16 protein-coding genes are annotated in these 13,599 nt (G+C 70.1%); 5 read left to right on the top strand and 11 right to left on the bottom strand.

Annotated elements, in window-relative coordinates; translation table 11 throughout:
* Positions 1-7: 7 nt before the first annotated feature.
* The 3 genes from KALB_RS18510 to KALB_RS18500 form a co-directional block, all read right to left on the bottom strand.
* On the bottom strand, positions 8-523 hold the full coding sequence (locus tag KALB_RS18510) for a DinB family protein (RefSeq protein WP_025357207.1): 516 nt from the start codon (positions 521-523) through the stop codon (positions 8-10).
* A gap of 163 nt (positions 524-686) precedes the next feature.
* Positions 687-1,550: a transposase gene (locus KALB_RS18505; RefSeq protein WP_025357206.1), complete on the bottom strand. Its 864-nt coding sequence runs from the start codon at positions 1,548-1,550 to the stop codon at positions 687-689.
* 93 nt (positions 1,551-1,643) lie between these two features.
* Positions 1,644-2,285, bottom strand: coding sequence for a TetR/AcrR family transcriptional regulator (locus KALB_RS18500; protein ID WP_025357205.1), 642 nt, complete (start codon positions 2,283-2,285; stop codon positions 1,644-1,646).
* A 123-nt stretch (positions 2,286-2,408) separates the two neighbouring features.
* Between KALB_RS18500 and KALB_RS18495 the strand changes: the two genes are divergently transcribed.
* Positions 2,409-3,917, top strand: a complete 1,509-nt coding sequence (locus KALB_RS18495; RefSeq protein WP_025357204.1) for a CocE/NonD family hydrolase — start codon at positions 2,409-2,411, stop codon at positions 3,915-3,917.
* Positions 3,918-3,950: 33 nt separating this feature from the next.
* Here KALB_RS18495 and KALB_RS18490 read toward each other — a convergent pair whose 3' ends face one another.
* Positions 3,951-5,186, bottom strand: a complete 1,236-nt coding sequence (locus KALB_RS18490; protein WP_025357203.1) for a cytochrome P450 family protein — start codon at positions 5,184-5,186, stop codon at positions 3,951-3,953.
* A gap of 254 nt (positions 5,187-5,440) precedes the next feature.
* On the opposite strand from KALB_RS18490, the gene KALB_RS18485 reads away from it, so the two are divergent.
* Entirely contained in the window at positions 5,441-6,571 is a 1,131-nt protein-coding gene (locus KALB_RS18485) for an oxygenase MpaB family protein (protein WP_025357202.1), read from the top strand.
* Positions 6,568-7,065 carry a GNAT family N-acetyltransferase gene (locus KALB_RS18480; RefSeq protein ID WP_025357201.1) on the top strand — a complete coding sequence of 166 codons (498 nt, stop codon included), beginning with the start codon at positions 6,568-6,570 and terminating at the stop codon, positions 7,063-7,065. The genes KALB_RS18485 and KALB_RS18480 overlap by 4 nt, the downstream gene beginning before the upstream one ends.
* A 3-nt stretch (positions 7,066-7,068) precedes the next feature.
* Here the strand turns inward: KALB_RS18480 and KALB_RS18475 are convergent, their stop codons facing one another.
* Positions 7,069-7,653 carry a TetR family transcriptional regulator gene (locus KALB_RS18475; RefSeq protein ID WP_025357200.1) on the bottom strand — a complete coding sequence of 195 codons (585 nt, stop codon included), beginning with the start codon at positions 7,651-7,653 and terminating at the stop codon, positions 7,069-7,071.
* 89 nt (positions 7,654-7,742) lie between these two features.
* On the opposite strand from KALB_RS18475, the gene KALB_RS18470 reads away from it, so the two are divergent.
* Together KALB_RS18470 and KALB_RS18465 are read left to right on the top strand one after the other, a co-directional pair.
* Positions 7,743-8,732, top strand: a complete 990-nt coding sequence (locus KALB_RS18470; RefSeq protein ID WP_025357199.1) for an ABC transporter substrate-binding protein — start codon at positions 7,743-7,745, stop codon at positions 8,730-8,732.
* Between the two features lie 3 nt (positions 8,733-8,735).
* Complete coding sequence (locus tag KALB_RS18465) at positions 8,736-9,500, top strand: siderophore-interacting protein (protein WP_025357198.1); 765 nt, start codon at positions 8,736-8,738, stop codon at positions 9,498-9,500.
* Positions 9,501-9,661: 161 nt separating this feature from the next.
* On the opposite strand, the gene KALB_RS18460 is transcribed toward KALB_RS18465, so the two are convergent.
* From KALB_RS18460 to sufC, 6 genes are read right to left on the bottom strand one after another with little or no spacing between them, the layout of a single operon-like run.
* Positions 9,662-10,054: a VOC family protein gene (locus KALB_RS18460; RefSeq protein WP_025357197.1), complete on the bottom strand. Its 393-nt coding sequence runs from the start codon at positions 10,052-10,054 to the stop codon at positions 9,662-9,664.
* Between the two features lie 3 nt (positions 10,055-10,057).
* Complete coding sequence (locus KALB_RS18455; RefSeq protein ID WP_025357196.1) at positions 10,058-10,453, bottom strand: metal-sulfur cluster assembly factor; 396 nt, start codon at positions 10,451-10,453, stop codon at positions 10,058-10,060.
* On the bottom strand, positions 10,450-11,034 hold the full coding sequence (locus KALB_RS18450) for a Uma2 family endonuclease (protein ID WP_030111426.1): 585 nt from the start codon (positions 11,032-11,034) through the stop codon (positions 10,450-10,452). The genes KALB_RS18455 and KALB_RS18450 overlap by 4 nt, the downstream gene beginning before the upstream one ends.
* Entirely contained in the window at positions 11,034-11,483 is a 450-nt protein-coding gene (gene sufU / locus KALB_RS18445) for a Fe-S cluster assembly sulfur transfer protein SufU (protein WP_025357194.1), read from the bottom strand. The genes KALB_RS18450 and sufU overlap by 1 nt, the downstream gene beginning before the upstream one ends.
* Before the next feature lies 1 nt (position 11,484).
* Complete coding sequence (locus tag KALB_RS18440; RefSeq protein ID WP_025357193.1) at positions 11,485-12,765, bottom strand: cysteine desulfurase; 1,281 nt, start codon at positions 12,763-12,765, stop codon at positions 11,485-11,487.
* A 46-nt stretch (positions 12,766-12,811) separates the two neighbouring features.
* Positions 12,812-13,585 carry a Fe-S cluster assembly ATPase SufC gene (gene sufC / locus KALB_RS18435; RefSeq protein ID WP_025357192.1) on the bottom strand — a complete coding sequence of 258 codons (774 nt, stop codon included), beginning with the start codon at positions 13,583-13,585 and terminating at the stop codon, positions 12,812-12,814.
* Between the last annotated feature and the right edge of the window lie 14 nt (positions 13,586-13,599).

Raw genomic sequence — 13,599 nt, 5'->3', positions numbered from 1 at the left:
CCGGGGCTCACTCCCCCACCTGTCCGTCGGCCAACTCGCGCAGGACGTCGAGGTGGCCGACGTGGCGGGCGGTCTCCTGGCACACGTGGGCCAGGACCCAGCGCACCGTCCGGTGCTGCCCGTGCACCTCGCGCCGGGCCAGGTCCTCTGGGGCCATGCCGGACAGGGCATCGCGGGACAGGACCCACTCCCGCTGGTACGCCGCGACAACGGAGTCCGGCGTGTCCTGTTCGGACAGTCGGAAGTCGATGTCGCGGTCCGGGCTGTCCCAGGCGTTGGGCAGCTGGACCCCGCCGCCGACCAACGAGATCCACCAGCGCTCCACCGAGGTCAGGTGCTTGATCACGCCCAGCGCGCTGAACAGCGGGGAACTGGGCAGCGGGGTGGCAGCGGCCTGCTCCCGGCTGAGCCCGGCCAGCTTGTTCACCGCGGTGGCGCGCAGGAAGTCCAGGAACTCCCACTGCAACCGCAGTTCGTCCCGTGCGACCTGCTCCGGCCAGCTCCTCGAAACTGTGTTCGACATGCCCCGGATGCTAGTTCACCGTGAGTTTCGCGGTCAGGCTGCGGCGTCGGCCCAGGCCAGACGGATCGCCTGGATTTGTTCGGGGGTGGGGTCGTCGGTCAGGTCGGCACGGAATTGGGCGGCGATGAGTACGCGGCGGAGCTTGGTGAGCATGTCCTGGTAGCTAGGGGGGTTTGGTGGTGTACCAGCGGGCGCGAGGTCCGTGCTCGGTGACGACCTTGGGTGAATGCCCGGCCAGGTGGTACCAGACCACGACGAGGGTTTGGGCGAGCATCACAAACGGTGCGGTGCGCTCGACCGCTCGTCGGGTGCGGTTGCGGGCCTCTCCTGCTCCGGTGATGTGTTTGGCGTCGGCGAGGGCGACTTCGATGGCCCAGCGGGCGGCGTAGCACTCGATGATCCGCGCTGCGGGTGTGGTGAGGTCGGTGGTGACCAACGCGAAGCCGGGTTTGCGGGGTTCGCGTACGGCGAGCACGCGGATCGGTTGGCTGCGGAACACGCCGTACCACAGGCACCGACGTTCGTGCACGGTGACCGTGCTGGTCCGACCGTAGCGGGTCACCGTGGTTGGCACGCCGGGAGTTGCCGCGGCTAGCTCGGCCGGGGTGCCGATCCGCTCGCCGCGGACGCGGGGGCGGCCCCGCCGCCGCAACGGCCGTGCCTGGGCGGTGTCGGGGTGGGCCTCGTAGAGGCCGGCGTGGCGCGGCGGCGGGCCGGTGAGGGTGACGCTATCCGGCAGGTGCCGCAGCGTGCGGCACAGGTAGGCGCCGTCGGCGACCACATGGACACGCCGGTCGGGGCGGGCGCGGGCGATCAAGGTGACCAACTGGAAGGCCAGCGCGGGCTTGCTCGGGCCGCCCGGCTGCCACAACCGGAACAGCACCGACAGCGCGATCGGACGCTGCAGGAACGGCAACTCGACCACGAGGGCCGCGACGACGAACGTGGCGAACGTGGCGAAGGTGAAGCACGGCTGGAACGCGTCCAGTAAGCACCGCAACGACTTCGACAGGTGTGGCCGAGGCACAAGCCACGGATCCTGGCCCCGCGATCCGGCGCATGGGCACGCGACACGCCACCAGTACCACCAGCCGCCGCCTCATGGGCGATGTGGACACGATCACTGGTGCGTCGTGCGTTGCGGGGAGGTCAGGTAGGCCAGGGCCATCTCGGTGGTCTCGTCGGCCCAGCTGGTCCAGGTCAATCCGTCCGGCCAGGACTGGCAGGTGGCGGCCCGGTGCACGCATGAGCTGGTGATGGTGCGGGCGGCCACCCGCAGGGCCAACCCGGGGTTCGCCCTGCGGATGTCGTCCCGGTACGGCTCGGCGGCCTCGGCGAGGGCGTCCTGGATGACCGCGAGCGCCAGCAGGCCGCGCTCGACCCTTTCCGCGCGTTGGCCGCTGAGCAGGTCGGGGAAGATCCGGTCGTGGTGGGAGAACGTGCGTGCCATCGCGTGGGTGAACGCGGCGACCACGCCGTCCAGTCCGGACTCCGCGCAACGGAGTGCCTCCGCGACACCGGTTTCCAGCTGGCCGAGCAGCTGGTCCTTGACCGCGTGGAGCAGTTGCTCCTTGCCGGTGAACCGCCGGTAGATCGCGCCAACGGACACGCCAGCGTGTTCGGCGACCGCCGCGACCGTGAACTCCTCGATGCCGCTGGTGGCCAGCACGTGCTCGGCGGCGGCCAGCACCTTCCGCAGGGACATCCGGCTGCGGGCTTGCTGCGGAGGGCGGAAGGCGGGGTCGGCGTGCTGCTGGCTCACCGGTGTGACGTTACTGCCCGCCGAGGGACGGGTGGCCGCCACCCAGATGCGAATGATAATTTGCGTTCACATCTGGCGCGGCACCGTCGCCCGGCGCAGGCGCACGACAGGAGGGGGATACCCATGCGAATCGACCGCGACGTGACCGTCCCGACCAGGGACGGCACACCGATCGTCATCGACGTGTTCCGGCCCGACGGCGAGCAACCGGTGCCCGTGATCGCTTCGATGAGCCCCTATGGCAAGGACGTGCACTGGCCGGAGCGCTACCCCATGTACGAGCTGGTCGACCAGGGCGAGCACATGGTGTGGGAGACGCCGAACCCGCAGTGGTGGACCGAACGCGGGTACGCCGTCGTCCGTGCCGACGCGCGCGGCACCGGCAAGTCCGCCGGCCGCCTCGACGTCCTCAGCCGCAAGGACGCCGAGGACTTCTACGAGGTCATCGAATGGTGCGGCGTGCAGCCGTGGTCGACCGGCAAGGTCGCCAGCAGCGGCATCTCCTGGTACGCGATGATGGGCTGGCACGTCGCCGCGCTCCAGCCGCCGCACCTGGCCGCGATCGTCGCCTGGGAGGGCTGCACCGACTTCTACCGGGAATGGGGCCGCCAGGGCGGCATCTACACCAACGCCACCGAGAGTTGGTGGCAACGGCAGATCATCCCGCAGTTGGGCGGCGAGGACCACGCCAGCATGCCCGAGGACCTCAGATCACGCGAGCTGCTCGACGACTGGTACCGCGAGCGAACCGTCGACCTCACCCAGGTGCGGGTGCCCGTGCTGTCGGCGGGGAACTGGGGCTCGATCCACCTGCACCTGCGCGGCAACATCGAAGGGTGGCTCGACGCCGCCTCCGAGCACAAATGGCTCGTGGTCCACGTCGGCTCCCACATCGACCCCTACTACGCGGACTGGGCCAAGGACCTCCAGTTGCGGTTCCTGCAACGCTTCCTCGGCGGCGACCAGACCGCGATGGACGGCGTCCCACCCGTCCGGCTCGCGATCCGCCGCGGCCACGACGTCGAATGGCGCGACGAACAGGACTGGCCGCTTCCCCGCACCCAATGGCGCCAGCTCTACCTGGGGCAGAAGGAACTCAGCTGGCACCAGCCAGCCGAGGACCGGACGCCGTACCCGGCCACCTTCGACTTCACCGCCACCGAACGGCTGGAACTCACCGGCCCGCTCGCCCTGCGGCTGTGGGTCTCGCACATCGCCGACGACCTGGACGTCTTCGTCCAACTCGAACAGTACGAGGTCGACGGCCAGCGCATCCCCGCGATCGGTCCCGGCGGGACGGCCACACCGGTGCCGATGGGCATCGGCTGGCTGCGCGCCTCCCACCGCAAACTCGACCCCGAACGCACCCTTCCGCACCGCCCGTGGCACAGCCACGACGAGATCCAGCCCCTCGAACCCGGCGTGCCAACCCTGCTCGAAGTGGAGATCTGGCCCACCTCCATCACACTCGAACCCGGGCAACGCCTCCAACTGCGCGTCCAAGCCGAGGACGACAACATGGGACTGCTCGCCCACAACGACCCGGACGACCGCAAGAGCGGACACGGTGCCACCATCCACCTCGGCGGCGACCACGCCTCACACCTGTACGTGCCGGTCATCCCCCACTGACACGGCAAACCGTGTTGTGCCAACGTCGCTTGCTTACGGTGCGGTGGACGACTGGTGGCCGTTCAGCAGCACAGGCAGTGCACGATGTCCGTTGGAGATGAACGAGTCCAGGTGTCGTAGCTCGTCCGGGGCAATCGCGAGTGTCATGTTCGGGAACCGCTCGAACAACGCCGGTAGTGCGATCGCCGCCTCCAGCCGGGCCAGTGGCGCGCCGAGGCAGTGGTGCACGCCGTAACCGAACGCGACGTGCGACTTGTCGGTGCGGGTGAGGTCGAACTGGTCGGCGTCCTGCCCGTGCAGTGCCGGGTCACGGCCGGCGGCCGCGTAGCCGGCCAGAATCGCCTCGCCCTGTCGGATGACGACCTCGGCGACGTGGATGTCCTCGACCGCGTACCGCAATGGCAGGTGCGCGACGGGCGCCTGCCAGCGCAGCGTCTCCTCGACCGCGTCCGGCCAGCCGATCTGCCCGGCGCGCAGCAGGACGAGTTGGTCGGGATGGGTCAGCAGCGCGGTGATTGCCTGGTCGAGCAGGTTCACGGTGGTTTCGTGGCCGGCAGAGATGAACAGGATCAGGGTGTCCAGCAGTTCGGTCTCGTCCAGCCGGGCGCCGTCGTCCTCGCTGTGAGCGGCAATGAGCGCGGTGGTGAGGTCCTCGCCGGGGGTCACGCGTTTGGCGGCGACGAGGTCGGTGAGGATCGTGTGGATGTCCTGATACGCGGCCAGCACTGTCTGCTGGCCTGCCGAGGTCTGGAAGAAGGTATCGACGGCGTGGCGTAACCCGGGGCGGGCGGAGTCGGGCACCCCGAACAGTTGACAGATCACCTCGATGGGCATCGGATAGGCGAAATTCTCGCGCAGGTCAACGGGTTTGTCCGTGGGCATGGCCGCGAGCGCCGCCAGCAGGTCGGTGACGATCTCGGTGATCCGGGGTTGCAGCGTGGCGATCCGACGCGCGGTGAATGCCTGTGTCACCAGCGAACGCAGCCGTTTGTGGTCGGCGCCGTAGGCGGTGAACATGTTCCGCACCGAGACCCACACGAGCAACGGCCAGTCCTTGCTGACCTCGGCCAACGCCGGCCAGTGTTGCCGGGCGTCCTTGGACACGCGGGGGTCGCTGAGCAGGCTGCGCAGCAGCTCGTAGTTCGTCACCGACCAGGCCACCACACCGCCTGGCAGTTCGACCCGGGCAAGCGGACCGTGTTCGCGCAGCCGCTCGTTCTCGGCGTGGATGTCGTGGCCGTTCGGGTCCAGCGCGAGGGGGTGCGTCACCAGCGATCTCCCTTATCTAAGGGAAGTGAAGCGATTTCAGTGTGCCAGCGGACCCATCGTCCAGCTATTCGCCAATCGGTGATGTTTGACATCTTGTCGCCGCGAGCGGTCATTCGCTCAACAACGACCATCCGCTATTGCCGCTGAGTGCGCACCTCCGAGCATCGAACGCGTGGGCGACCAGGGCGCGAAGGTCGAGAGTTCACCCGGGCGCGCGGTGGTGCCCGCAGGCGACGGCACGGGACGATCAGCCCGTGAACCACGACGCCACCTCACTGGACGGCTTACGCTTCGAGGGCGACCCGCTGGCCGATGCCGTGATCGCCGACCTGGTGTCCACCGGGCAGATCGCGGCGGTCAACCGGGTCCTCGCCCAGTTCCGGCACAACGACCAGCCGGTGCCACAGGACCTGCCCGCCTCGGTGCGGGACTACCTGGTCACCACCGACGACCCGCCGGAGTGGGCCGACCTGGACCGAGTGGCACGGGCCTACGAGTTCTTCGTGGACGACGGGGTGCACGTGGCCTCCGTGCTGTCCTTCGGCGCCATGGTCAACTGCTACGCGCAGCCCCGCCCCTCGCGGGTGCTCACGCTGACGCACCGGCTCAACCAGCCCCACCGGCGCCTGTCGGAGACCTCCCAGTTCGTGCTGAACATGATGGGGCGCAACCCCTTCGGCTCCGGCGGCGCGTTCGTGCCGACCATCCAGAAGACCCGGCTGATCCACGCGGCGGTGCGGCACCTGATCACCGAGTCCGGGGAGTGGGACACCGCCGCCGAGGGCGTCCCCATCTGCCAACTGGACCTGCTCGGCGCGATGCTGATCTTCTCCGTGCAGGTGGTGCAGGGCATGCGCCGCATCGGCGTCTCGGTCACCGAGGAGGAAGCCGAGGACTACTACTACGTCTGGCAGGTCACCTCGGCCCTGCTCGGCATCCGCACCGAGGCCGTGCCGAAGACCTACGCCGAGGCGGCCGCGCTGAGCGCCACGCTGGTGGAGGCGAGCTACGGCCCCTCCCCCGAGGGCGTTGTGCTGACCCGCTCCCTGCTCGACCTGTACGAGAAACTGGTGCCGGGCAAGGCGTTCGACGGGGTGGTGCCCGCGATGGTCCGTCAGGTGGTCAATCCCGAGGTCGCCGACTGGCTGGGCGTGCCGCACTCGCGGGGCTGGACGAGGCTGGTCGGTGCCGGGACCCGCCTGATGCGGCTGCTGGAACGCTCCGAGGACAACAGCCGCGTGGCCCGCGCGGTGCTGGACAAGGCGGGGCAACTGCTGCTGACGGGCAGCGCACGCACCCTGTCCTCGGGCCAGCCCACCTCGCTGTGCATCCCGGAGGACCTGCGGCAGCGCTGGTCGGCCGAGGGGCGCAAGATAGGTCCATGATCACTCGTCGCGAACTGCCCACCGACCACGCGGCCGTGCACGCGGTGCACAGCGAGGCCTTCGGCCAGCCGCTGGAGGCCGATCTCACCGAAGCGCTGCGCGCCGACGAGGGCTTCATCCCCGAACTGTCCATTGTGGCCGTTGTCGATGATCACGTTGTCGGACACGTCATCTGCACCCGTGGGCACGTGGGCGAAGCCCCCGCGCTGGGGCTGGGACCGCTCGGGGTGGCGCGCGGGCACCAGCGGTCCGGGGTGGGCAGGGCGCTGGTGCACGCGGTGCTCGGCGCGGCCGACGCACTGGGCGAGCCGCTGGTGGTGCTGCTCGGGGACCCGGGCTACTACAGCCGGTTCGGCTTCGAGCTCGCGGTGCCGTTGGGCATCACCCCGCAGCAGGCCGAGTGGGAGCCACACTTCCAGGTCAGGCGGCTGACCACGTACCGGCCCGGACTGCGCGGACCGTTCCGCTACTCCGCGCCCTTCGACCTGATCTAGGGCTCAGCGCGCGCGGCCCGCATCGCGGCGCTGCCGCCAGCTCACTCCGGGCAACGCCTGCCCGCGCAGCGCCCCGTGCAGCGCGGGCAGGGTGGCCCCGAGCACGGCGCGCACGGTGTCCTCGCCGATCTCCGGTGAGGACAGGTAGAGCAGGTTCGTGGTGGAGGCGTGCGAGGCCAGCACGAAGGCGTAGTCCTCGTCGATGCCGGGCAGCCGCTGCCGGGTCTGCGCGATCTGGCCGTCGAACATCTCCAGGGTCTGCTCGTCGTAGGGCCCGGACAGGTAGTAGGCGGCGGCCCCCCGGTGGCGCTGGGCGATGCGCCGCAGCCGCAGGTTGACCGTGATCAGGTACTCGGTCCAGTCCGCCACTTCGGGCGCGGTCACCTCCAGCGAGGACAACACGCGCGCCCCGGCCAGCACACGCAGGGCCTCCCGGCTGCGCACGTAGTTGTAGATCGTGCTGTCGCGCACCTCCAGCCGCCGCGCCACCTCGGTGACGGTGAACGAGTCCAGGCCGACCTCCTCCACCACGTCCAGGATCCGCCCCAGCTCCAGGCTGGCCGGACGGCCGACAGCACGCTTGCCCATGCCCGGATCCTAGGTACGCCGCCACCGGCCCCTGGTCACCGACACGAGTTTATGAGACGCTCTCGTTAATCGAGTGCGAGGGGGATCCGGTGCGGCGCAGCGCGTGGTTGACGGCCGTGGTCGCGGGCATCGGCCTGCTCGCGGCCTGCGCCCCCTCCCCCGCGACGGGGTCGGCGCCTGCCGAGCCGGGCTTCCCGGTGACGATCAGCCACGCCAAGGGCTCGGCCACGGTCGGGCACCGGCCCCGGCGCGTGGTGGTGCTCGGCTCGGCGGACGCGCAGATCGCCTCGGCCCTGGACCTGCCGGTGGTCGCGGCGGTGCGCAGCCCGTCCAGCGCCGACGGCAACTGGCCGGGCCTGGCCAAGCCGCTGCCCGCCGCGGTGCTGACCCTCGACGCGCTCAACCCCAGGTTGGAGGCCGTCGCCGCGGCGGCGCCCGACCTGATCCTGGCCACCTCGGCCCAACCGGCGTACGGCGCGGTGTACGACAAGCTCGCCGCGATGGCGCCGGTGATCACCTACCGGCACGGGCTGTTGCAGGACGACGGGGACGAGCTGGTGACGATGATCGGGCAGGCCGCGGGCGAGGAGGCGCGGGCCCGTGAGCTGGTGGCGAGCTCGCACGCCGCGATCGAGGCGGTGAAGCGGGAACTGCCGGGACTGGCGGGCAGGAAGGTGGCGTTCGGGCAGTACACCGGGGGCAAGACCTACCTGGCCGCCAGCGATCACGCGCTGTCGGTGCGGCTGCTCGGGCAACTCGGGCTGCGCGTGCCGGAGCAGCTGTCCGCGCTGGCCGGGCAGGCCGAGGGCTACGCCGCCTCCTTGGGCATGGTCACGCCCAGCGCGGAGAACCTCGGTGTGCTCGACAGCGCCGACCTCGCGCTGATCAGCACGTACGGCAGCGGGGCCCGCGAGGAGTTCACCCGCATCCCGCTGGTGGCGAAGTCCTCGCTCGCGGCGAGGGGTCGGCTGAACCTGATCAACCAGGACCTGGCCACGACCCTGCTGACCCCGACCCCGGCGACCACCGGCTACCTGCTGGAGCAGCTCAAGCCCTTGCTGGCCAAGGCGGTGAGCTGAGGCGTGCACAGCATCAGCGCGGGCATCCGCAGGGTCATGGCGAGACGCGGGCACCAGGTGCTGACCTGTCCGGTGACCTTCGTGGGCAGCAGGCAGATCAGTGCGAACTACCACCGGGTCACCCTGCGGGGCGAGGGCCTGCGCGGCTACCGCGACCCGTTGCCCGGGGACGCGTTCAAGCTCGCGCTGCCCGCGGTCCGCTGCTACACCGTGCAGAGCTTCGACCCGGACAGCGCCACGCTGGAGTTCGACCTCTTCGTACGGCCACAGGGCTTCGGCGCGCGCTGGCTGCGCACCGCACGCCCCGGCGAGGAACTGTCCCTGACCGGGATGCGGGTGGACTTCCACCGGGTGCCGGACGCCCACCACCTGGTGATCGCCGACACGGCCGGGATTCCCGCCGCGGCAACGATCCTGCGGTCCTGTGTGCGCGCCGAAGCCGTGGCCCGGGCCGACCCCGGCGACCGCGGCCTGCTCCCGGAGCGCACCCGCTGGGCCAGCGGTGCACTGCTCGACGCGGTGCGACCGCCAGACCCCGGCACGCAGGTGTGGATCGGTGCCGAACACGCCGTCGCGCAACAGATCCGCAAGTACCTGCTGCACGAATGCGCCGTACCGCAAGAAAACCTGCACGCCAGTCCATATTGGACCAGTGGACTCGACTGGGAGAGGACCTTCGCCGAGTCCATGCGCAGGTTCACCGACGCGGCGGCGGCCGGACTCGACACGGGCGATCCGCTGCTGTTGCAGGCACTCGCCTTCGAGTGACCCACGAGCCCCGGGGGAGGGATCGTGTCCGCCAGCGCACACCCCCAGACTGCGCGGCGACACGAGGACCGGCGCGGCCGTTCCCCAGCAGCCGCGCCGGTCCGTTCACCCGGTACGACAGAAGCGCCCGGGATGTCCCGGGCGCTTCTGCGAATAGTTGCTCAGCAGTCAGTCGGCTGGATCAGGTCCCACCGGTTGCCGTACAGGTCGCGGAAGACCGCGACCGTGCCGTAGGGCTCGTGGCGGGGTTCCTCCTCGAACTCGACACCCGCCGCCTTCATGCGCGCGTGATCGCGGTCGAAGGACTCGGTGTTCAGGATCCAGCCCACGCACCCGCCGGTCTGGTCCCCGACCCTGGCCTGTTCCACGGGGGTCGAGGCCCTGGCCAGCAGCAAGGCGGTCTCCCGCGTGCCCGGTGGGCGCACGACCACCCACCGGGTCACCTCGTCGACCCGGGTGTCCTCCAGCAGGTCGAAGCCGAGTGCGTTGACGTAGAAGGCAATCGCCTCCTCGTACTCGCGCACGAGGAGGGCCACCAGTCCCAGATGGGCCATGCCTCAGACGGTGAAGCCGAGTGCCCGCAGCTGGTCGCGGCCGTCGTCGGTGATCTTCTCCGGGCCCCACGGCGGCATCCAGACCCAGTTGATCCGGAAGTCGGAGACCAGCCCGCCGCCGGGTCCGCCGGTCAGCGCGGCCTTGGTCTGGTCCTCGATGACGTCGGTCAGCGGGCAGGCCGCCGAGGTCAGCGTCATGTCCAGGGTGCAGACCCCGTCCTCGTCCACGCGGATGTCGTAGACCAGACCGAGGTCCACCACGTTGATGCCCAGCTCGGGGTCGACCACGTCGCGCATGGCCTCCTCCAGGTCCTCCACCGACGGTACGTCGGCACGAGGAGCCTGCTCGGGCAGGCTCGCGGCAGTCCGGTCCAGCTCGGACTCGCCTGTGGTGGTCACTGGTCCACCTTCCTCTCCATGCGCGCGTGGCAGGCGTGCAACGCGGTCAGGTCAACAGTCAACGGGAACGGGTAGTCGGTCTCGAACAGCCCCTCGGCCCTGGCCGCCACCCGGTACGCGCCCTCGTGCAGGCGGTACGCGGTCAGCGACCCGGCTCCGGCGAGGTCGACCACCCAGTAGTTCGGGATGCCGGCGCGGGCGTACTCCACCGGCTTGAGCACGGTGTCGGTGGACACCGAACCCGGGGAGAGCACCTCCACGGCCACCAGCACCTGCTGCGCGGTCAGCGCGGGCGCGTCCGCACCGACCAGGTCCTCCGCGTACACCACGACATCGGGTACCCGCACGCAGGCGGGGTACTCGGCCTTGGTCACGACCTCCACGCAGAACAGGCAGCTCCACGCGCCGGGCAGCTGCTCGTTGAGGGCCAGCGCCAGGCCGGACACGGCGCGCTGGTGCGCGAGCTCCGGGTGGGGGCGCGCGATCAGCACCCCGTCCTGGAGCTCGTAGTGGCGGCTGTTGTCCTCGGGGAGCTCCAGGAACTCCGCCAGGCCCAACAGGTGGTCCGCCTGCGGGATCATCAGGTCCCGGCCACCCTCGCCACCGCGTCCTTGAACGCCATCCAGCCCAGCAGCGCGCACTTCACCCGCGCAGGGTACTTCGCCACACCGGCGAAGGCGACCCCGTCCTCCAGCACGTCCTCGTCCGGTTCCACCTGGCCGCGGCCCTGCATCAGCTCCAGGAAGGACTCCATGGTGCCGAACGCGTCGTCCACGGTGCGGCCGATCACCAGGTCGGTCATCACCGAAGTGGAGGCCTGGCTGATCGAGCAGCCCTGCCCGTCGTAGGACACGTCGAGCACCTTGGCCTCGCCGCCGGAGCCCTCCAGCTGGACCCGCACGGTGATCTCGTCACCGCAGGTGGGGTTCACGTGGTGCACCTCGGCCCCGAACGGCTCGCGCAGGCCGTGGTGGTGCGGGTTCTTGTAGTGGTCCAGGATGATCTCCTGGTACATCTGCTGAAGCTGCATCTCAGGCCACCCCGAAGAACTTCTGTGCCTCGCGCACGGCGTCCACCAGCGCGGTGACATCGTCGAGGTCGTTGTACAGGTAGAAGCTGGCCCGCACGCTGGCGGGCACCCCCAGCCTGCGGTGCAGCGGCCACGCGCAGTGGTGGCCCACGCGGATCTCCACGCCCAGGCTGTCCAGCACCTGGCCCACGTCGTGCGGGTGCACCCCGTCGACCACGAAGGCCACCGGGCCGGTGCGGTCCACCAGGTCGGTGGGGCCGACGATGCGCACGCCGGGGACCTCGGCCAGCCCGGCCAGCGTGGCGGCGGCCAGGTCGTGCTCGTGCGCGGCGACGCGGTCCATGCCCACCTCGGACAGGTAGTCCACCGCGGCGCCCAGGGCCACCGCCTGCGAGCTCATCGGCACGCCCGCCTCGAACCGCTGCGGGGGCGGCGCGAAGGTGGAGTGCTCCATGAACACGGTCTCGATCATCGAGCCGCCGGTGAGGAACGGCGGCATCACCGAGAGCAGTTCGGTGCGCCCGTAGAGCACGCCGATGCCCGAGGGGCCGAGCATCTTGTGCCCGGAGAACGCCGCGAAGTCCACGTCCAGCGCGGACAGGTCCACCGGCATGTGCGGCACCGACTGGCAGGCGTCCAGCACGGTCAGCGCGCCGACCTGCTTGGCGCGGGCCACGATGCGGGCCACCGGGTTGATCGTGCCGAGCACGTTGGACAGGTGTGTGAAGGCCACGACCCTCGTCCGCTCGGTGACCAGTTCGTCCAGGTTGGACAGGTCCAGCCGACCGTCGTCGGTGACGCCGAACCAGCGCAGGGTCGCGCCGGTGCGCTGCGCGAGCTGTTGCCAGGGAAGCAGGTTCGCGTGGTGCTCCATCTCGGTGACGACCAGTTCGTCACCGGGACCGAGCACGAACCGCTGCGCGGCCTGGTCCCCCGAGGTGGCCGCGTTGCCCATGGCGTAGGCGACCAGGTTGATGCCCTCGGTGGCGTTCTTGGTGAACACCAGCTCCTCGGCCCGCGTCCCGACGAAGCGCGCGATCTTCTCGCGGGCCTCCTCGTAGGCGTCGGTGGCCTCCTCGGAGAGCTGGTGCGCACCGCGGTGCACGGCAGCGTTGGAGTTCTCGACGAAGAACCGCTCGGCGTCCAGAACCTGTTTGGGCCGCTGGGAGGTGGCGCCGGAGTCCAGGTAGACCAGCCGTTTGCCGTCGCGCACGGTCCGGCTCAGGATGGGGAAATCCGCGCGCAGTGCTGCGACGTCCAGGGGTGCAGCGGTGGTGGTCACTGCCGGACGCCTCCTCTCCAGTCGGGATGTGCTGCTGGGTACAACGTCAGCCGGCGCTGGTGACTTCCTGCTTGCCGGTGTACTTCACGTAACCCTCGTCCTCCAGGCGCGCGGCGAGCTCCGCGCCACCGGACTCGACGATGCGCCCGCCCGCGAAGACGTGCACGAAGTCCGGGGTGATGTGCTTGAGGATGCGGGTGTAGTGGGTGATCAGCATGACGCCGACCTCGCCGCTGGCCCGGTACCGGTTGACCCCGTCGGAGACCACGCGCAGCGCGTCCACGTCCAGGCCCGAGTCGGTCTCGTCCAGGATGGCGATCTTCGGCTTGAGCAGGGCCAGCTGGAGGATCTCGTGCCGCTTCTTCTCGCCGCCGGAGAAGCCCTCGTTCACGCTGCGCTCGGCGAACGACGGGTCGATCTCCAGCTCGGTCATCGCGCCCTTGACCTCCTTGACCCAGTGGCGGACCTGCGGAGCCTCGCCACGGACCGCGGTGGCCGCGGTGCGCAGGAAGTTGGACATGGACACGCCGGGCACCTCGACCGGGTACTGCATGGCCAGGAACAGGCCGGCGCGGGCCCGCTCGTCCACCGACATCTCCAGCACGTCCTCGCCGTCGAGCAGGATCGAGCCGGAGGTGACCTCGTACTTGGGGTGGCCGGCGATCGCGTAGGACAGCGTGGACTTGCCGGAGCCGTTGGGGCCCATGATGGCGTGCGTCTGACCGGCCTCGATCGTCAGGTCGACGCCCTTGAGGATCTCCTTGGGGGCGTCGTCGGTGACGACCGAGACGTGCAGGTCCTTGATCTCCAGGGTGGCCATGGGTCCTTCGTTCT

This window comes from Kutzneria viridogrisea DSM 43870 (assembly GCF_000525635.1).
GTDB lineage: Bacteria > Actinomycetota > Actinomycetes > Mycobacteriales > Pseudonocardiaceae > Kutzneria > Kutzneria viridogrisea.
This window is presented reverse-complemented; position numbering and strand designations above follow the sequence as displayed.